The 19,224-nt window shown below is 36.5% G+C and carries 19 protein-coding genes; 11 read left to right on the plus strand and 8 right to left on the minus strand.

Annotation, left to right across the window (positions count from 1 at the left end; genetic code table 11):
• Positions 1 to 296 precede the first annotated feature (296 nt).
• On the plus strand, positions 297 to 692 hold the full coding sequence (gene spx, locus C564_RS0100195; protein ID WP_000258267.1) for a transcriptional regulator Spx: 396 nt from the start codon (positions 297 to 299) through the stop codon (positions 690 to 692).
• 214 nt (positions 693 to 906) lie between these two features.
• Here the strand turns inward: spx and C564_RS0100200 are convergent, their stop codons facing one another.
• On the minus strand, positions 907 to 1,578 hold the full coding sequence (locus C564_RS0100200) for a TerC family protein (RefSeq protein WP_018764011.1): 672 nt from the start codon (positions 1,576 to 1,578) through the stop codon (positions 907 to 909).
• Between the two features lie 366 nt (positions 1,579 to 1,944).
• Here C564_RS0100200 and mecA point away from each other — a divergent pair, with 366 nt between their 5' ends.
• The 4 genes from mecA to pepF all read left to right on the plus strand — a co-directional run bounded on the left by mecA (position 1,945) and on the right by pepF (position 7,459).
• Complete coding sequence (gene mecA, locus C564_RS0100205; RefSeq protein WP_003195931.1) at positions 1,945 to 2,622, plus strand: adaptor protein MecA; 678 nt, start codon at positions 1,945 to 1,947, stop codon at positions 2,620 to 2,622.
• Positions 2,623 to 2,705: 83 nt separating this feature from the next.
• Positions 2,706 to 4,250: a cardiolipin synthase gene (gene cls / locus C564_RS0100210; protein WP_003195932.1), complete on the plus strand. Its 1,545-nt coding sequence runs from the start codon at positions 2,706 to 2,708 to the stop codon at positions 4,248 to 4,250.
• A gap of 94 nt (positions 4,251 to 4,344) precedes the next feature.
• Entirely contained in the window at positions 4,345 to 5,586 is a 1,242-nt protein-coding gene (locus tag C564_RS0100215; protein ID WP_018764012.1) for a competence protein CoiA, read from the plus strand.
• A gap of 46 nt (positions 5,587 to 5,632) precedes the next feature.
• Entirely contained in the window at positions 5,633 to 7,459 is a 1,827-nt protein-coding gene (gene pepF / locus C564_RS0100220; RefSeq protein WP_018764013.1) for an oligoendopeptidase F, read from the plus strand.
• A gap of 69 nt (positions 7,460 to 7,528) precedes the next feature.
• Here the strand turns inward: pepF and C564_RS36035 are convergent, their stop codons facing one another.
• The 4 genes from C564_RS36035 to C564_RS0100240 all read right to left on the minus strand — a co-directional run bounded on the left by C564_RS36035 (position 7,529) and on the right by C564_RS0100240 (position 10,101).
• Positions 7,529 to 7,642: a hypothetical protein gene (locus C564_RS36035; RefSeq protein WP_157837860.1), complete on the minus strand. Its 114-nt coding sequence runs from the start codon at positions 7,640 to 7,642 to the stop codon at positions 7,529 to 7,531.
• 267 nt (positions 7,643 to 7,909) lie between these two features.
• Positions 7,910 to 8,803 (minus strand): ClpXP adapter SpxH family protein, encoded by an 894-nt coding sequence (locus tag C564_RS0100230; RefSeq protein WP_018764014.1) that lies wholly within the window; start codon positions 8,801 to 8,803, stop codon positions 7,910 to 7,912.
• Positions 8,803 to 9,201, minus strand: a complete 399-nt coding sequence (locus C564_RS0100235) for a globin domain-containing protein (RefSeq protein ID WP_018764015.1) — start codon at positions 9,199 to 9,201, stop codon at positions 8,803 to 8,805. Before C564_RS0100235 ends, C564_RS0100230 begins: the two co-directional genes overlap by 1 nt.
• A 321-nt stretch (positions 9,202 to 9,522) precedes the next feature.
• Entirely contained in the window at positions 9,523 to 10,101 is a 579-nt protein-coding gene (locus C564_RS0100240; protein ID WP_006093952.1) for a CYTH domain-containing protein, read from the minus strand.
• Positions 10,102 to 10,245: 144 nt separating this feature from the next.
• Here C564_RS0100240 and C564_RS0100245 point away from each other — a divergent pair, with 144 nt between their 5' ends.
• The 4 genes from C564_RS0100245 to C564_RS0100260 are packed head-to-tail and all read left to right on the plus strand — an operon-like array spanning position 10,246 to position 13,005.
• Positions 10,246 to 10,617, plus strand: a complete 372-nt coding sequence (locus C564_RS0100245) for a hypothetical protein (protein WP_006093951.1) — start codon at positions 10,246 to 10,248, stop codon at positions 10,615 to 10,617.
• A 30-nt stretch (positions 10,618 to 10,647) separates the two neighbouring features.
• Positions 10,648 to 11,286: a GTP pyrophosphokinase gene (locus C564_RS0100250; RefSeq protein WP_016113795.1), complete on the plus strand. Its 639-nt coding sequence runs from the start codon at positions 10,648 to 10,650 to the stop codon at positions 11,284 to 11,286.
• Between the two features lie 18 nt (positions 11,287 to 11,304).
• Entirely contained in the window at positions 11,305 to 12,102 is a 798-nt protein-coding gene (locus C564_RS0100255; protein WP_003195940.1) for an NAD kinase, read from the plus strand.
• A gap of 15 nt (positions 12,103 to 12,117) precedes the next feature.
• Positions 12,118 to 13,005, plus strand: coding sequence for an RluA family pseudouridine synthase (locus C564_RS0100260; protein ID WP_026008407.1), 888 nt, complete (start codon positions 12,118 to 12,120; stop codon positions 13,003 to 13,005).
• Between the two features lie 34 nt (positions 13,006 to 13,039).
• Here C564_RS0100260 and prpE read toward each other — a convergent pair whose 3' ends face one another.
• Complete coding sequence (gene prpE / locus C564_RS0100265) at positions 13,040 to 13,780, minus strand: bis(5'-nucleosyl)-tetraphosphatase PrpE (RefSeq protein WP_018764017.1); 741 nt, start codon at positions 13,778 to 13,780, stop codon at positions 13,040 to 13,042.
• Positions 13,781 to 13,855: 75 nt separating this feature from the next.
• On the minus strand, positions 13,856 to 15,016 hold the full coding sequence (locus C564_RS0100270; RefSeq protein WP_018764018.1) for an FtsW/RodA/SpoVE family cell cycle protein: 1,161 nt from the start codon (positions 15,014 to 15,016) through the stop codon (positions 13,856 to 13,858).
• Positions 15,017 to 15,500: 484 nt separating this feature from the next.
• On the opposite strand from C564_RS0100270, the gene fabI reads away from it, so the two are divergent.
• Both fabI and C564_RS0100280 read left to right on the plus strand, forming a co-directional pair.
• Positions 15,501 to 16,277 (plus strand): enoyl-ACP reductase FabI, encoded by a 777-nt coding sequence (gene fabI, locus C564_RS0100275; RefSeq protein WP_018764019.1) that lies wholly within the window; start codon positions 15,501 to 15,503, stop codon positions 16,275 to 16,277.
• A gap of 478 nt (positions 16,278 to 16,755) precedes the next feature.
• Entirely contained in the window at positions 16,756 to 17,895 is a 1,140-nt protein-coding gene (locus C564_RS0100280; RefSeq protein ID WP_018764020.1) for a glycosyltransferase, read from the plus strand.
• A gap of 279 nt (positions 17,896 to 18,174) precedes the next feature.
• Here C564_RS0100280 and pseI read toward each other — a convergent pair whose 3' ends face one another.
• Complete coding sequence (gene pseI, locus C564_RS0100285; protein ID WP_018764021.1) at positions 18,175 to 19,224, minus strand: pseudaminic acid synthase; 1,050 nt, start codon at positions 19,222 to 19,224, stop codon at positions 18,175 to 18,177.

Genomic DNA, 19,224 nt, shown 5'->3' on the forward strand with positions numbered 1-19,224 from the left:
TATTTATGCCAGCTTTACTGGTCCTAAGCAACAGTTAAAGACATATGGTGTTTTCCCTATTAATAAGGAAATTTACTGTGTATTTCTTTCTGAATCTATTGTATAATGATTATAGAAGTTACTTATTTAAAGTAATTGTTGTTTATTAAAAGTTGCTTGCTCATAAGTTGTTGTTTACATCGAAAGCAATTTTTCATTTTGTTGTAAGACAAGTCATGGTGAAGAATTGCTGGGAAATAGAAATTCAAACTGTAATTAGTACAGAATCTGTACTCTTTAAGGAGAGTGAGTCTTGTATGGTAACACTATATAGTTCTCCAAGTTGTACGTCTTGTAGAAAGGCGAAATTATGGCTAGAGGAAAATCATATTCCCTATACAGAACGTAATATTTTCTCAGATCCATTAACGATTGAGGAAATTAAAGAAATTTTACGCATGACAGAAAGCGGAACGGATGAGATTATTTCAACTCGTTCGAAAGTTTTCCAAGAGTTAAACGTTAACTTAGAATCTTTACCACTTCAAGATTTATATAAGATGATTCGTGACTACCCAGGCATTTTACGTCGTCCTATTATGATTGACGAAAAACGTCTTCAAGTAGGTTATAACGAAGATGAAATTCGTCGTTTCTTACCACGTACAGTAAGAACATTTCAGTTACGTGAGGCACAGCGTCTTGTAAATTAACAATAAAAGTTTTGTATATGAAAACCTTCTACTTTACAGTAGAAGGTTTTTGCATACATATATTCATTATTTGTCTCGTTATTTGTATATAACCTTGCTATATAAGTTGCTTCTATGAATGGCCGGATGCTCTCTTCCACCCAAAAGAATGGTTTGATGTTGGTTTTTTAATTTGGATTTATATAAATCTATATCAAATCAAGAAATACAAGTTTTACTTTACATTCCCTAATTTGATATGCTGAACAATAAACCCGATTGTTAATACTGTGAAAATAAAGAGGAAGGGTATACTTGTTGCAAAGGCCGGGTTGTGCTGGAAAAAGTTCGCAAGTCTCGCTTCATGGGTGATCATTCTGCCAGCCGTGTAAGCAAGAACTGCTCCTCCGCAATAAATGAGAAAAGGAAACCGCTCCATAAATAGTAAGATGAGTTTGCTTCCCCAAATAATAATAGGGATAGAAATTAATAATCCGATAATTACGAGTGTAAAATTCCCATGAGCCGCTCCAGCAATCGCAAGGACATTATCAAAACCCATAACGAGATCGGCAAATACAATTGTACGGATTGCTTGAAATAATGTCGTTTTTCCTTGTATAGAAGAAAGGTCATTATTATTGTCGGTTAGTAAATTTACGGCAATCAGTGTAAGTAGGATGCCGCCAATAAGTTGTAAGAAGGGAATATCGAGTAAGTATACAGCAAGTATTGTAAGGAGAATTCGCAGCACGATTGCTAGGACCGTACCAATAAAAATAGCTTTATTCCGTTTAGATTCAGGTAAGTTTCGGCTTGCAAGCGCAATTACAATTGCGTTATCACCGCCTAGTACAACATCGATACCGACAATCATTAGTATAGATGTCAAAAAATCTAACTCCATCATTTTGCCTCCATTTATTCTGTTTTAATCAGTAATATAGGTGCAGTTGTATGTATGAAACGAAAAAGCTTGACCAGCTCTATTACAATTGTACGGCGCTAGGTGGAATTGTATGTCCGATTTTTTATTAAGAAGGAATGAGGGAATTTATATCGCAAGTGTATATAATGGAATATATAAGAGGAAGAAAGTATGATGTATTAGCATAGAATAATCTAGGCGAATGACTGTTTTTCTAAAATGAAACGATTTTATTTCCATTCTGGAGAATCTTATCATAAAATGAAAGTACAAGAATCTATTGATTTGTCATATGAGTGGGGAATCCCTTCATAACAATTCCGAATAGGAAGGGAGAGTTGGATTTTGGACATTGAAAGAATTAACGATCATACGATGAAGTTTTTTATTACGTACGTTGATATAGAAGATAGAGGGTTTAATCGAGAAGAGATTTGGTCCAGTCGTGAACGAAGCGAACAATTGTTTTGGGAAATGATGGATGAAGCTCGCGATCATGATGATTTCTTTATTGATGGGCCACTATGGATCCAAGTACAGGCGATGGATAAAGGCATTGAAGTACTTGTAACGAAAGCACAGCTTTCAAAAGATGGACAAAAATTAGAATTACCAATAGGTCTAGATAAAATCATTGATATTCCTCTAGATGAGCGGATTGAATCACTATTTCAACAAGAGTTAGAGGAAGAGATGGAAGCGGGAACAAACTTTAACGAAGATGGAACATTTGGTTTTTTAATTAAATTTGATGATTTTGAAGACGTTATTTCGTTAAGTCATCGTCTTATATTTGAAGATATAAAAGATGAATTGTATTCGTTTGAAGACCGCTATTATGTATATGTTGAATTTGATGAAGTGCTACACGATGAAGAAGAAATTGACCGTATTTTAAGTATTATTTTAGAATATGGGGAAGAGTCTACTTTAACGGTTCACCGTGTAAGTGAGTACGGTAAACAGGTTGTTAAAGAACGCGCACTTGAGACGATTCGCAGTCATTTTTCTCCTAAAACGTAGGCCGATTTCAATATTATGAAATCGGCTTTTTATATGATGGGTATGATAAGAGTAGAAAAGCTATGTAAGTAAGGGGGGTAGGAATGAAAAATACATTAAAGTTACTTTTCTTTTTTCTAGGTTTATTCGCAGTGTTTGTTTCGTTACGAATGTTTATTGATGTAGCATTTTATTCGGATGTTATAGGCATAAAAGATATTTCGTTTTTAGGAATTATAAGTATTGTATTTACTATTTCTGCATTTTTAATTGGCTGTGTTATTTTCTTGGAAAATCGGCATCCATCTAAAACATTGACATGGTTAATTGTACTCGGTATTTTTCCTGTATTTGGTTTCTTTGCGTATTTATTGTTTGGACAAAACTTCCGCAGAAAACGAATGTTTCAAAAGAAGGCTCTTTTGGATGAACAAGCTTTCTTACAGTACAAAGGACATGAAGATTATCAAGAACGCATTTTACAGAATCATAAACATCAAGAACTGCTATTTCATTTAGCGGATCGGCTTGGTGCGTTAAATATTTCATTTCAGACAGAAACAAAAGTGTTAACGAATGGGGATGAAACGTTTCAAGCGATTTTAGCAGGATTGCAAAAAGCGAAGCATCATATCCATATGGAATATTATATTGTACGTGATGACAAGCTTGGTACACAAATTAAAGACATTTTAATTCAGAAGGCGCAGGAAGGTGTTACCGTCCGTTTTTTATATGATGCGGTTGGAAGTTTTAAGCTGTCAAATGCTTATATTGATGAATTAAACGATGCAGGTGTCGAGATGATTCCTTTCTTTCCAGTGCGTTTTCCGATTTTGAACGATAAAATTAATTATCGAAATCATCGAAAAATCGTTGTCATTGATGGAAATGAAGGTTTTGTGGGCGGACTGAATATTGGTGATGAGTATTTAGGGAAAAATAAATATTTTGGATTTTGGCGAGATACGCATTTGTATTTACGAGGTGAGGCCGTTCAAAGCCTGCAGCTCATATTCGTACAAGACTGGTTTTATATGACAGGGGAAGCAGTATTAGCACCTGAATATTTACAGGCGGAAGCAGTGGATGGAGATCATTGGGGCGGTGTCCAACTTGTCGCAGGTGGGCCAGATAATAAATGGGAGACAATTAAGCATCTTTATTTTGCAATGATCGCTTCGGCAAGGAAGTCTATATGGATTGCTACACCTTATTTTATTCCAGATGATGATATTTTATCTGCATTAAAAGTAGCAGCTCTTGCGGGCATTGATGTCCGTTTATTAATGCCGAGTAAACCGGATAAACGAACGGTGTTTTATGCATCAAGGTCTTATTTTCCAGAGTTATTAGATGCAGGGGTAAAGGTATACGAATATGAAAAAGGTTTCCTTCACAGTAAAATTGTCATTGTCGATTCTGATTTAGCATCAATTGGGACAGCGAATATGGATATGAGAAGCTTTCATTTAAACTTTGAGGTGAATGCCTTTTTATATGATACGGATAGTATTCGAAAGCTTGTTAAGGATTTTGAGGAGGATTTACAAGAATCCAGTGAAATTCATGTGGATCATTTTCATAAACGCCGCCTTCATAGGCGAATTGTAGAATCGGCATATCGTTTATTATCACCTTTATTATGAGGAGGATGTTCTTACAAGGACGTCCTCTTTTTGTCTAAAAAGGAATTTGTAATAAATTGTAGAATACAAAGCGGTATAGAAAGGATGTGGTATTATGTTTGTTGCAAGGAGAGAAAATGGAGGGAAAGTTCACCTTCTTGAAAGCTGCAATGAAAAGGAGCTACTTGCAATGCGAAAGAAGGAACGCTTTTTTTGCCCGATTTGCAGGCGAGAGGTGCAGCTCAAGTTAGGGAAGCAAAAGAGATGGCATTTTGCTCATAAAAAATTAAATCAGTGCCTCGTTTCATTTGAGCCTGAATCCGCTTATCATATGCGCGGGAAGGACCAGTTATATAGATGGCTCAAGTCGCAAGGATTTCATGTAAAAATCGAACATTACCTCCCAGAGATTCGCCAAAGACCCGATCTGTTTATTGAAATGAAAGGAAGACGGATTGCAATTGAATATCAATGCGCCTCTTTATCCACTGAGCAGTTATTAAAACGAACGCGTTCCTATTGGGAAATAGGGATACAAATCATTTGGATATTAGGTGGAAATCAACTGAAAAGGCACTCTGCTTATTGGATCTCATTATCCTCGTTTCATTTTCTCTGCATACAATCTTATCCTCAGCCTTCACTTCTCTTTTTTTGTCCAAATAAAAAATCATTTCTGAAATGCGAACTTCTTACCCCGTTTTCTGCAAAGGTTTATTTTTCACAGATCATGTATTTCCCGGTACGTACCGTTACTTTTGAGAAACTCTTTTGCCAAGCACCAATTACGAAAGAACGATTGGAGCGGGAATGGCAGAATAAAAAGACCTACTTTCGAACGAATGTCCTTCCAATATGGAATTATAGTCATAAATTACTTTTACATCTTCTATATCAATATCACCTTTCTCCCTCTTGTTTTCCATCTGAAATTGGTGTTCCTCTTCCATCTGCATTTGCATTTCAAACACATCCTTTTGTATGGCAGGCTCTTCTTTGTATAGACTTTATTGGCAAATTTAAAATTGGAGAATATTTTTCATTACATGCTGTTTTTTACTATGTAAATAAAAAGCGTAGTATTCAAAGGCGCGCGTTACCGTATTTTTCGCAACATGTATGGCAATTGGCAATCATAGAGTATGTAACATTTTTATGTAAAGTAGGAATGATTGAAAAAGTGGATGTGCATAAGTATCGAAAAACGAGACAATTTGCAATGCCAAAAACAGAGGGAGAAATAAAGGAATATGATGCGCTTTGTTTGTCACATGCACTATCTTTGTTTGAAACAAAGTACAACATGGGAAAAGGAAAAGCGGATATAATAAAGGAGTATCCTGAAGGAATTACATAAGCAGAATCGAATTGTACTAGTAGAGATTAAAAGGGGGTTTTTATTGATGTCTAATCAAAAAACAGCAAAAACATTGCCAGACCGCAGTGAGATTGAAGAAATGAACACATGGCGTTTGGAAGATGTTTTCCAAACTGATGAAGAATGGGAAAAAGAATTTCAAGCAGTAAAAGAATTACTACCAAAGTTAACTGAATTTAAGGGGAAACTTGGTGATTCTGCTGATTCATTATTAGAAGCTTTACAATATGAAGATGAAGTCTCAATGAGATTAGGAAAATTATATACATATGCTCATATGCGTTACGATCAAGATACAACAAATTCTGCTTATCAAGCGCTAAATGATCGAGCAACAAACTTATATTCTCAAGCGTCCAGCAGCATGGCGTATATCGTTCCTGAAATTTTAACAATTTCAGAAGAACAATTACAGTCGTTCTTACAAGAAAATAAAGAATTAAGTGTGTATGAACATGCGTTAGAAGAAATTACACGTCAGCGTCCGCATGTACTGTCAGAGGCGGAAGAAGCATTGTTAGCAGAAGCATCTGAGGTTATGAGTGCATCAAGTAATACATTTGGTATGCTTAATAATGCGGACTTAAAATTCCCATCTATTAAAGATGAAAATGGTGAAGAAGTAGAAGTAACACATGGCCGTTATATTCAATTTTTAGAAAGCGATGATCGTCGTGTTCGTCATGATGCATTCCATGCTGTTTTTGAAACGTATGGGAAATATAAAAATACATTTGCAAGCACACTTAGTGGTGCAGTGAAACGTAATAATTTCAACGCGCGCGTTCGTAAATACGATTCTGCACGCCAAGCTGCGTTAAGCAATAATAACATACCTGAAACAGTATATGACCAACTTGTCGAGACAGTAAATGATAACTTACATTTATTGCACCGTTATATTGATATTCGTAAACGTGCACTAGGTCTTGATGAACTGCATATGTACGATTTATATACACCACTTGTACCAGAAGTGAAAATGAATGTGAAATATGAAGAGGCACAAGAGATTCTGTTGAAATCTTTAAACGTCCTTGGTGATGAGTATGTTGAGATTTTGAAAGAAGCATATGAAAATCGCTGGGTAGATGTATATGAAAACAAAGGAAAACGAAGCGGTGCGTATTCATCTGGTGCATATGGAACAAATCCGTATATTTTAATGAACTGGCATGATAATGTAAATAATTTATTTACACTTGCACATGAGTTTGGTCATTCTGTGCATAGCTACTATACAAGAAAAACACAGCCACATGTATATGGTGACTATTCCATATTCGTTGCGGAAGTTGCATCAACTTGTAACGAAGCAATTTTAAATGATTACTTATTAAAAACGACAGAAGATAAGAAAGAACGTTTATATTTATTAAATCATTATTTAGAAGGATTCCGTGGAACTGTATTCCGTCAAACGATGTTTGCTGAATTTGAACATATCATTCATAAAAAGGTACAAGAAGGCCATGCAGTAACGCCAGATATGTTAACAGAGATTTACTATGATTTAAATAAAAGATACTTTGGCGATGCTTTAGTCATCGATAAAGAAATTGGTTTAGAGTGGTCTCGTATTCCGCACTTCTATTACAACTATTATGTTTATCAATATGCAACAGGATTTAGTGCGGCAACAGCTTTATCAAAGCAAATTTTAGAAGAAGGACAACCAGCAGTAGAACGTTATATTAACGAATTCTTAAAAGCTGGAAGCTCCGACTATCCAATTGAAGTATTGAAAAAAGCAGGAGTAGATATGGCATCACCAGAGCCTGTTAAAGAGGCATTACAAGTATTTGAAGAGAAGTTAAATGAATTAGAAGCGCTATTATTTGAAGGTAAATAATAGCGAAAGAGGGAAGGCGAGAGTGGGATTTCTCGCCTTCTTTCTTTTTAAAAACCTTTGAACCGCTTTCTATGATTGAAATAAGAGAGGCCAATAACAATGACTGCAAACAAAAGAGGCAAGGCAATCATCTTTGGAAATGCTTGTAATAGTGAAAGGATGTACAGAAAAAAAGAAATACAAATGCCAAATAGTAGAAAGAAGATATGTGTTTTTTTCATAAAATCCCTCCTAAAAAGCTTCTTTTCATAGCTTATTCAGTAATGAAAACGTTTAGAATGTGACAAAAGTGTGAAATTCGACAAAAAGGCTTGTCATCTGACGTCGAATCTTGTAATATAATAAGCGTGAACGAATTCACATACAAACATATACCCCTTTGTTTGAACGTGAAAATTTCTCCCATCCCCTTTAATATTTTTATAAGCCGTAAAGAAAAAGACCTGGTGTTTACACCAGGTCTTTTTCTTTTGCAATCCATTTCCAATAACGTTCGCATTTCACTTCAATCATTCGTACTTTTCTTTTTAATGACAATTTTTTTAGTTCTCGTTCTATTTCTTGCTCTGAGCAGTTATAAATAAATGCAATTTCTTTTGATGACATAAATTGGACCATTTCTAATAAGAATTCCAGTGGTGGTAAAGGTGCTGGCTCAATGTCACATTTTACAATTTCTTTTAAGAGTTGTACGTACACATCATACGAATAAATTCCTGCAATTTTAATGCCCTCTTCATCTGAATTTGCATGAAAGAATACGAGAGAAGGGATTTCGGTAATGTGCATTTCGTTTGTGAACTTTAAATCGCACTGAAATGCTTTTTTTGCACTAATCGAATGTAAATCTTTTTTAAATTCTTCTACATCAATGCCGCTTTGCTGTGCGCATGCAAGTAGTGATTCCAAATCTGGTTTTGATACATTTTCAAGAAAAATGTATTCTTGAAGTTTCCGTAAAAATTTCGAACCTGCTTTTCGACCTTGCAACTCAGCTGCTTTAATTGCCATAGAAACTAAATACGGTGTAGATGAGGCGTCCTGCATATGTACTTTTCCATCGCATGAAAAGCCGTGCAAACTTGTTGTCTTTTCCCACACAAATCGAATATTAGCAGGTTTATTCCATTTGTGTGGGGAGGCGATTGCCCCTTCCACTTTGCCGGTTAATATGTGCCGAATCGAAAAATATTTTCCGTATTCGAGCCATAATTTAATGATGACTGGTTCGATTTCCCAGCAATCTTTGCAAAGTGGATCAATAAACAAATAGGCTTCCACAGATTTATGTTCGCATTTGGAAAGAGAAGGAATGCGCATATGCTTTGCTTCCTGTTTATCCATTACGCTTCACCTGTTTCGTTTGGAGTGTTGACCATATGCTGCGCAGTTAATGCTAAACGTTCAAAAACAAATTCTCGAATCTGCCCTTGTACTCCTGTATCTTCCATTGCTTGCTCCATACATGCTAACCAGGCTTTCGCGCGCTTTGATGTAATCTCAAAAGGGAGATGGCGTGCTCTTAGCATAGGGTGACCATGTTCCTCTGTATACAAATTCGGCCCACCTAAATACTGCGTTAGAAATTGCTTCTGCTTCCTGGCTGTTTCTGTCAAATCGTCTGGGAAGATGGGAGATAAGTCAGGGTGTTTACTGACATAGGAATAAAACGTATCGACTAATGCTGCAATGCCTTGTTCACCGCCAATTGCTTCAAATGGTGTCATCGGTTGCTTGTTCATCCTGTATAAACTCCTTTTTCCATCAAATGTATATCTATTGTAGCAATGGATTGTCACGAAGAGCAACTAAACAGCTCTTGTGTAATCCTTTGCCCATTTTTTCCTTAAGATAAAGCTAAATATAAGTGCAACATTGGTAAAGGTGAACCATTAGTAGGAAAAGCACCTACTGATGGAAGTTCCATTTTACCCAGCTACTCACAATCAGTAACCTTCCTTTTCAAAGAAGAAAAAACAAAGAGGGAAGGACTGACCGTAAGAGCCCGATTGGTGAGGGCTTTCCATCAGTGAGAAAAAACTTCTACTAATGGAAGTTTCACTTTAGCGTGCTTTGTTTTGTTTGGCAAGAAAAAAGCGTTGCACTTTATTTTTTGTATGGCGAACAGGTATATGGTATTTGTTCAATAAATTGAGGAAATCAGCTTTGCCCGCTGCTTCATCTTGTACTTCATATTCAAGTTCATAATCATCGTGATTGTAATAGAAACTATGATCAAATACAAGTGTGCCGCCCTTAAATGTAGTTTCTGCTCGTTCTGTTGTTAAGCTTCCCATATAAGCTAAAGTAGAAACAGGGATTTGCAGGGCATGTAGTTGATCTGCTACAGGGCCTGGAATGAGCCCGTTTGTTTCCATCATTAGTTGTGCTTCTCGTGCTGTTAAAGGTTGATGAGTTTCCAGTAACCCAATTTCAGCTGGTTGTTTTAAAGTTAATGTATAAGCTCCGTCTTTATGACGAATACGAAGAGCAGAGCCTGCTGCTTTTAAAGAAAAATGAGGTGTTTCAAAGTAATGATTCACTTGTTTTGTAAATGATTCGATAGAAAACACATCGCATAATGCTTGAAATTCTTCTTCTGTGACCATATTTTTAAATTCAATTTCAATTTCTTGTGTCATTGTATAAGCTCCTTCTTAAGAGTAATTCTTTAGACATTATCGCTTTTTCGCAAATTTGGTTCAATGTTTTATTTGTTTGCGTCTATGTTATGATACAATAATAGTGTGAAGTAAGACAGGAAGTTGATATGGAGGAGTTAGAGCATGCAAAATAAAATCCAAGTTAAGAGCGTAGAAGAAAGAGAGAATGCTCTTATTTTTTGTGCGGAAAATATTGAAATACAAGTGGAGGAGTTAAAGGCGCGTAATCACGTACTTGTAGACTCAGATCATTTATCATTTTTATATATTTTAGAAAACGAATCAGCATTCATTTATGTAAGTATTCCGCATACATGTTGGGAAGCAATGCACAGTGCAATGAAGAATGATAAAGCAATGTTTGTTCGTGTAAATAATACTGAAATTGAATTAGCACAATTGAAAGAAGAAGTGGAATATTTAATTGAAAATATTGAAGGTAATGCAAATTACGGAGAAGAACTTGTAACGACTGTAGAAAAGGTATTTCTATAAGCAAATGGATTGACTTTGGTGGTGGTTGAAATGAATCGTAATTGGGAAGAATTTTTAGCGCCGTACCACCAAGCGGTGGCAGAGCTAAAAGTGAAATTAAAAGGAATGCGTTCTCAGTTTACAATGTTAACAGAACACTCTCCGATCGAGTTTGTAACAGGTCGGGTAAAGTCGGTTGCAAGTATTATTGATAAGGCGGAAAAGAGAAATGTACCGCTTGACCGACTCGGAGAAGAAATGCAGGACATCGCTGGTCTTCGGATGATGTGTCAATTTGTTGATGAGATTAAGCCTGTTGTCGAATATCTTCGAAAACGAAATGACTTTGAAATTGTGGAAGAACGAGATTATGTGACGCAAAAGAAAGAAAGTGGTTATCGTTCATATCACGTTGTAATTAGTTATCCTGTTCAAACGATTTGTGGAGAGAAAAAAGTATTAGTTGAAATTCAAATTCGAACATTAGCAATGAATTTTTGGGCAACAATTGAGCATTCTTTAAATTACAAATATAGTGGGCGTTTTCCAGAAGATATTAAAGTGCGCCTTCAGCGTGCGGCAGAAGCAGCATTTTTATTAGATGAAGAAATGTCTTCGATTCGTCTTGAAATTCAAGAAGCACAAAAGGTTTTTTCGCGCAAACAAGAAGCGAAAGAATCCGAATCATAAACTAAAGGGTGTTGGGCGATGAAATTTGCAATTATGTCAAAGGGAGATCAATCATCAAACGCACTTGCAAGTACAATGACAGGTTACTTGCAAGATTTTGGGTTTACAATGGATGAGGCGGAACCCGATATTGTAATTTCTGTTGGGGGGGATGGGACGCTCTTATACGCGTTTCATCGTTACTATAATCGATTAGATGAGACAGCTTTTGTTGGTGTACATACAGGACATTTAGGGTTCTATGCAGATTGGTTGCCAACAGAAGTAGAAAAACTTGTGATTGCAATTGCGAAAACACCGTTTCAAGTGGTGGAATATCCGCTTTTAGAAGTCATTATTCGCTATGTGAATGGAAGTAAGGAATCACAGTATTTAGCAATGAATGAAGCGACAGTAAAAAGCGCAGAAGGAACATTAGTAACAGAGGTGGAAATTCGCGGAGAATATTTTGAAACGTTCCGCGGGGACGGTCTTTGTATTTCTACTCCTTCTGGAAGTACAGCCTATAATAAAGCGCTAGGCGGAGCAATCATTCATCCTTCGATTGAAGCGATACAAATTGCGGAAATGGCTTCGATTAATAACCGTGTGTTCCGTACAGTTGGTTCACCGCTTGTTTTACCGAAGCACCATACATGTGTTTTAAAGCCATCGGCAGGAATGAATTTACAAATTACGGTCGATCATTTAACGATGGTTCATCAAGACGTAAAGTCAATTCAATACCGCGTTGCAAACGAGAAGGTGAGATTCGTTCGTTTTCGCCCATTCCCATTTTGGAAACGTGTTCGCGATTCGTTCGTTGCGGGTGAATAGAGAGGATTTATGTATTTGAGAAGATTTACATTAAAATGGTGTATGACAGAAGCAGAGAAGGGAATGCTCATTCGGGAATTTCTAAAAACGAAAGGGATTTCTAAAGCTGCTTTGACAGATATAAAGTTTCAAGGTGGGGCAATTGAAGTTGACGGTAAGCATGCGACGGTTCGGCACGTATTACAGGCCGAGGAAGTATTGCAAGTGTTTTTTCCGGTTGAGGAGAGAAGTGAAGGAATGCTGGCTGAAAATATTCCACTGACTGTCCTGTATGAGGATGAATCCGTAATGGTAATCAATAAAGAACCATACATGTCAACCATTCCGTCAAGGGAACATCCGGCAGGAAGTGTTGCGAATGCGCTTCTTTATCATTATGACAGGCAGAATCTTGCAAGTACGGTGCATATTGTAACGAGACTGGACCGTGATACGTCAGGACTTATGCTTATTGCGAAAAACCGTTTCATTCACCATCTTTTATCAAAACAGCATCAGCAAAAGCAAGTGAAGCGAACATATGAAGCAATCGTTCATGGAGAATTGCTAGAAGAGTCGGGAACGATTGATGCGCCAATTGGAAGAAAAGGCGATAGCATTATTGAACGAATGGTATGTGAAGACGGTCAAAAAGCAGTTACGCATTTTCAGGTGATGGAGAGATTTCCTGATAAAACAAGAGTCTCACTGCAGTTAGAAACAGGAAGAACACATCAAATTCGTGTACATATGGCATATTTAGGCCATCCGCTATTAGGGGATGACTTGTATGGGGGAAGTAAGTCGCAGATGAAACGACAAGCGCTCCATAGTACGAGTTTAACCTTCTATCATCCTATTTTAGAAAAACAGATAAAATTTCATGCGGATGTGCCAGAAGATATGAAAGAATTATTAAAATAAGCTGCCTTCACATGAGGGCAGCTTTATTTTTTAGTTATGTAATTGGACGGAATTTCTCAGGCACAAACGGCATCGAAGAAGGAACTGAAATCGTCTCCATCTCTGGATAGCGCAGCCCTGTTAGTTTCCCGCCAAAAACAGCTCCTGTATCAATATTTACCGTATGATTGACAAAACGAGGTTCTGCCACAGGAGTGTGACCATACACAATCCAAGCTTCTCCTTCATAATGCTTCGCCCAATCACGGCGGACAGGTGAACCATCAGGATGTTTTTCTCCAGTAATGTCCCCATATAATACGAAAGTTTGGACTTTCTTATCACTTCTTCCGATATAATCTTGGCGAATACCAGCGTGACAGACGATGAGTTTTTTGTTATCAAGCACATGATAGAGAGGTGACTGTTCGTAAAGATCGATAAATTTTTTCTGTACTATTTTTTGTTCGCGAGTTTGAAGGGCTTCATATTCAGCGACGGTTGTTTCTAATCCGTGTGCGATTGTTACGTTACGTCCGATGAAAAATCGGTACAACTTATTACAATGATTTCCCGGAGCGTAATAAGCTTCTTTTTTATTTATTACAAGCTCCCATACAATTTCAATCATTTTTAGGGATGCCGGGCCACGGTCAGTAATATCTCCGACAAAAGCAAGTTGTCTCTTCTCTGGATGGACAGGAAGACCGCTATCCCAGTTATAACCGAGCTGCGCTGTTAATGTTTGAAACTCTTCTAAACAGCCATGGATATCTCCGATAATATCGTACTTCATTTCACAACCTCCATCTTATTTTTACTTAGTATACCTAAATTGGATATAGAAAAAACCATACCCGCTGGATATGGTCTAATCAAACATAAACGTTTTTGTTCGCGATCGTACGTTCAGTACAAAGCCAATCGCAATCATATATGTCAGTAAGGAACTACCGCCATAACTCATAAGAGGAAGAGTAATCCCTGTAATCGGAAGTAATCCAATTGTCATCCCAATATTTTGGAATACTTGGAATGTAAACATTCCAATCGTTCCTGCACATAAATAGCTACCGAATGGATCATTACTTTCTAAAGCGATATGAATCATACGATAAATTAATAGGAAGAACAGTGAAATAACAACGCTTGCTCCTAAAAATCCAAATTGCTCAGCAATGTTTGTGAAAATAAAATCGGTATGCGGTTCTGGGAAGTATACTTGACCATTCTCCCAGCCTTTACCGTGTAATTCACCTGATCCGGTTGCTAAAACAGCTTGCCTTAACTGATATCCTTGTGTTTCATATTCATAAGGTGCTAACCAGCCGTAGAAACGATCTAATTGATATTCTTTTAAAATATGTTCTTTAAAGAATGCTGTATGCGCAAAGTAAGTGTACGTTAACGCAGAACCAGCTGCTATAACAAGTGTAGCTAAACCGAAAATAAAGCGCCAGCGTATACCTGAAACTAAAATCATCGCGGCGAGCATCGCTGAAATAACCATTGTATTTCCTAAGTCTGGTTCTTTCGCAATTAAAAGTAGTGGTGGTAAACTTGCGCCAAATATTTTGCCGAGTAAAATGAGATCCTCACGCGGCGTCCGAAACGGATACTTTTCATTATGATTGACGATAATGCGGCCAACGACAATGATTAAAAATAACTTCATAATCTCGGAAGGCTGGAAGTTACCAAGGCCTGGAACACTGTACCAAGCAGTAGCCCCTTTAATTGTTACAGCTCCAGGAACTTTTAATTCAAGTCCAATAAGTAAAATCATCGCAAATCCATACAAGTACCAAGCGATTTGTTTATATCGGTCAAAATCAATAACCATAATCGCAAAAATTGCGATGGCCCCAATGAAATACCATTGAATTTGTTTCGCAACAAAGTTTACCTGTTGTAAAGCCGGTGGTAAAGATGGTTGTGCACTTGCGATAGCAAAACAACTCACAGCCCCGATTACGAGTACAATCAGGATTAATATGTAATCTATTCGATATTGAGAATTCTTATCTTTCAACGTACGTAGTCCTTTCTATTGCTCTTTGCGTAATACAAAAAAAGACGCTATTACCATATTAGCGGATTTTGGATGGTTTGCAAATATGTTGTTTGGATTTTGAGTGTGAGATGTTAGATTATATAGATATAAATTGAGAAACTGAGATAAAACCTTTCTTTTTTAGATGGGAGAGAGCGTCCGACCATGCATAGAAGCGGTTAGGGCTTATTTTCGCCCCATGCCAAGTTTAAAACAAAGGGAGGAAGTGAGAGCGGTTCCTTTTTATTCTTCATAGCCGTGATTTATCCAGCAAGTACTTTTAAATAGAGGAAATAAAGATTGAGCTTTCGTAGTAGCAGGAAAGTGAAAGAGCAAAAGAGAAGTAAAGAACCAGTTATACTAATAATTTTGTTTTGCCTTATTTTAAATTTGTGATATGATATAAATATATTACCAGGTACTAATAACTGATATTATTTAATAAATTTAGGGGGATAAATAAATGAATCTTCTCAACTTAAAAGGAAAAAACATTATCGTAATGGGAGTTGCGAACCAACGAAGCATCGCTTGGGGTATCGCTCGTTCACTACACGTGGCAGGAGCAAACTTAATTTTCACATATGCAGGTGAGCGTCTAGAAAAAAACGTACGTGATCTAGCAGAATCATTAGAAGGACAAAAATCACTTGTGTTACCATGTGATGTAACAAACGATGAAGATATCGCGCGTTGCTTCCAGTCTATTAAAGAAGAAGTTGGAGTTGTTCACGGATTAGCACACTGCATCGCATTCGCAAACCGTGATGACTTAAAAGGTGAATTTGTTGATACATCTCGTGATGGATTCTTACTTGCACAAAACATTAGCTCATTCTCATTAACAGCTGTAGCAAGAGCTGCGAAGCCATTAATGACAGAAGGCGGCAGCATCGTTACATTAACATACCTTGGTGGAGAGCGCGTTGTAGCAAACTACAATGTAATGGGCGTTGCAAAAGCATCACTAGACGCAAGCGTAAGATACTTAGCAAACGACTTAGGGCAGCACAACATTCGCGTAAACTCTGTATCAGCAGGACCAATCCGTACGCTATCAGCAAAAGGTGTTGGCGACTTCAACAGCATCTTAAAACAAATCGAAGAACGCGCACCACTTCGTCGTAACGTAACACAAGAGGAAGTTGGTAACACAGCACTATTCTTATTCAGTGATCTAGCGAGCGGAGTTACTGGTGAGAACATTCATGTGGATTCTGGGTATCATATTTTAGGTTAATGAAGAATCAGAGTTGAAATTAGATGTAATATTTTAGGTGGAAAAGCACCACACATGTTCATCAAACTAAGATAAGCTTATATTCATATAACATAAAGAAAAAACGCTATCCTTTTTGCAAAAATATGCAGAAAGGATAGCGTTTTTCTATTATGCTTCAGATGGGAGAGCAAGTGTTGAGGAAGTAATAAAAAGGATTACTTAAATTTGATAATTGTATATACGTATGAAAAGTATAAAATGTCTAAGTAAACCGAACCGGATGTAGGTGATTTTCTCAAGATGACGGAAATAAACTTTAATAATCATTCATCTTATTGTAGCGGTTACTTGAAGCGAAAGGCATAATCTCGTCTTATTATTTTATGTGAAAATAAATGGTGAAATATTTTTGTTTGCGAAAATATATATTTATAAATTATTGAAGAAAACGAGTTGAAATGATAAGATGAAAAATTTAAATCAAGGAGGGAGAGCGGTGTCGAAGAGTGCTGGTGCTCCAAAAAAGAAAGGCGTTTTATTTGTGATGAATCCTATAGGTGGAGGAGTAGAACATTATCAAAATATGTATATTGAACAGAATCGGCATAAGTATAGAATTTATAAGATGACGTTTAGAGCTGGAATGTTTTGTATAGAAGATATGAATCAGGAACACCCCTTGTACTATGATTTAGAGTTTCATAATTATGATGAAACGAGTTTTCGATCGCTACTCAAGTCAATGGATATTGAACTAATTTATATCAATCATCTCATTAAATTCCCTATATTTAAGTTTATAAACCTTATTCAATATTGTGGGATTGAGTATATTTATTTTATACACGATTTTTTTTGTGTATGTCCTCTAGTTAACTTGATTAAAAGAAATGGCCCTTACTGCAATAATGAAACAGATGTGAATATATGTAAGGCATGTTTGGATGGAGGGAGAGAAACAGATATTCAAACTTGGAGAAAAAATTTCGAGTTTTTTTTATCAAATGCCCAGAAGGTAATCGCTCCAAGCAACAGTGCAAAAGAAATTATAAAAAAACATTTTCCTGACATTATTATAGATGTACAGGAACATCCTTTATCTCCTAATATCTACTATACATATACCTCTGAATTTGCAAATGAAAAACAGCTTAATGTTGCCTTCGTAGGAAATATATACAAAAATAAAGGATCACACATTTTATATAAACTTAAAATGGAAATTGAAAGGAGGAAGCTACCTTTTTGTATAAAAGTAATTGGGTTAACAGATAGGCACAAAAGAAGATTTGTCAGTCCAAGCGGACATTTTGTTGTAACAGGACCATATGATAATAGGGAATTTTCTAATCTTTTGGCAACACATAAAATAGCTATCGTTATAACTTCTTCGATATGTCCAGAGACATTTTCTTATACAACTAATGAGGCTATGTTTTCAGGGTATCCTGTCATTGCATTTGATATGGGAGCGCCAGCGGAGCTAATCAAAAAATATAACGGGGGATGGATTTTGAAAGAAGTGAGTGGTAGGAGTGTCTTACAATTGTTACAAAAGCTCTTAGTAAATCGCAGTGAGATTTTAGAAAAAGCGGGTAATCTATCAGTAGTCTGTCAAAATAAAGGGATTTTCTAATCTTTTCAAAAGATGCATTAAGATATTATCGTGTTTTGTAACTCGAATTCAAAAATGATAATTGTGTATGTAGAAGAGTCGCATTAAATCGTTCTATTGTTGATAAAGATGTTTTTAGATGCTTTTTTTAATCATATTAAGTGAAGGGGGCTGTTTTACAGGAAATAACAATAGCCCCCGTAGGAAATATTTCATAGGTAAAAAAGAACGATGAAATTTATGCGAGAATTTGATTTACAGAGATAGGAAGTTTACTTTATGTTTTTAAGAGGCTTTTCGTTAAATCAAATCCCAACTTACAGGTGTCCCCTTAGCAACATCTTTTTTCACTTTTTTTCCTAGTAAAATAGGGAGGTATTTTGGTGCTAAACCATAACCAGGTCGAATAGCTTTTATATTTTCTGTTGTTAAAAGATCCCCAGCTTTCATATCTTGTGCCACATATAGAGAACGTCGAAACTTTAATGAGCTTTTTTCCATATCAGTCGGTCCGTAATAAATCTTTCCTAGTGACTTCCATGCCCTTTCTGTTTCAACAACAAGAGAATTTAGTTCATCTGCTTCCATTGAAAACGCGGAGTCTACTCCTCCATCAGCTCTAGATAAAGTGAAATGCTTTTCGATTACAGTTGCACCCATTGCAACACTCGCGATTGCAGCTCCCACTCCTAATGTGTGATCTGATAAACCTACTTCACATTGAAATAATTCTCTCATGTGGGGGATTGTATGAATATTAGTGTTTTCTGGAGAAGCAGGATAAGTACTTGTACATTTCAATAAAATAAGATCTTTACACCCTGCTAATCTAGCAGCCGTGACAGTCTCATCTAATTCTGAAATTGTAGCCATACCTGTTGAGATAATAAGAGGTTTTCCGGTAGAGGCAGCTTTGCGGATTAAAGGAATATCAGTATTTTCAAAAGAAGCAATTTTATAACAAGGGACATTGAGAGATTCTAGAAAATCAACTGCTGTTTCATCGAATGGGGTGCTGAATGGGATGATACCTAATTCTGTACATTTATCAAAGAGTGGTTTGTGCCATTCCCATGGTGTGTAAGCTTGTTGGTATAGTTTATAAAGTGTGTTTCCTTTCCATAAGCTGTTTGTATCTTCTATTTTAAAATCTTTGTTATCGATATCAAGTGTCATAGTATCGGCTGTGTAAGTTTGAATTTTTAGAGCATGTGCGCCAGCTCTTGCTGCAGCTTCAACTATTTGCAATGCACGTTCTAATGACTGGTTATGGTTTCCAGACATTTCAGCAATGATAAATGGTTGGTGGTTGCGACTGATTTTCCTTCCATTAATTTCAATTTCATTCAT

The organism is Bacillus sp. 105MF, assembly GCF_000374885.1.
GTDB classification, from domain to species: domain Bacteria; phylum Bacillota; class Bacilli; order Bacillales; family Bacillaceae_G; genus Bacillus_A; species Bacillus_A pseudomycoides.

Coding starts and splice junctions, on each gene's coding strand:
- spx (WP_000258267.1), top strand. CDS start 297: ATGGTAACACTATATAGTTCTCCAAGTTGTACGTCTTGTAGAAAGGCG.
- C564_RS0100200 (WP_018764011.1), bottom strand. CDS start 1,578: ATGGAGTTAGATTTTTTGACATCTATACTAATGATTGTCGGTATCGAT.
- cls (WP_003195932.1), top strand. CDS start 2,706: ATGAAAAATACATTAAAGTTACTTTTCTTTTTTCTAGGTTTATTCGCA.
- C564_RS0100215 (WP_018764012.1), top strand. CDS start 4,345: ATGTTTGTTGCAAGGAGAGAAAATGGAGGGAAAGTTCACCTTCTTGAA.
- pepF (WP_018764013.1), top strand. CDS start 5,633: ATGTCTAATCAAAAAACAGCAAAAACATTGCCAGACCGCAGTGAGATT.
- C564_RS0100230 (WP_018764014.1), bottom strand. CDS start 8,803: ATGGATAAACAGGAAGCAAAGCATATGCGCATTCCTTCTCTTTCCAAA.
- C564_RS0100235 (WP_018764015.1), bottom strand. CDS start 9,201: ATGAACAAGCAACCGATGACACCATTTGAAGCAATTGGCGGTGAACAA.
- C564_RS0100240 (WP_006093952.1), bottom strand. CDS start 10,101: ATGACACAAGAAATTGAAATTGAATTTAAAAATATGGTCACAGAAGAA.
- C564_RS0100245 (WP_006093951.1), top strand. CDS start 10,246: ATGCAAAATAAAATCCAAGTTAAGAGCGTAGAAGAAAGAGAGAATGCT.
- C564_RS0100250 (WP_016113795.1), top strand. CDS start 10,648: ATGAATCGTAATTGGGAAGAATTTTTAGCGCCGTACCACCAAGCGGTG.
- C564_RS0100255 (WP_003195940.1), top strand. CDS start 11,305: ATGAAATTTGCAATTATGTCAAAGGGAGATCAATCATCAAACGCACTT.
- prpE (WP_018764017.1), bottom strand. CDS start 13,780: ATGAAGTACGATATTATCGGAGATATCCATGGCTGTTTAGAAGAGTTT.
- fabI (WP_018764019.1), top strand. CDS start 15,501: ATGAATCTTCTCAACTTAAAAGGAAAAAACATTATCGTAATGGGAGTT.
- pseI (WP_018764021.1), bottom strand. CDS start 19,224: ATGAATGAAATTGAAATTAATGGAAGGAAAATCAGTCGCAACCACCAA.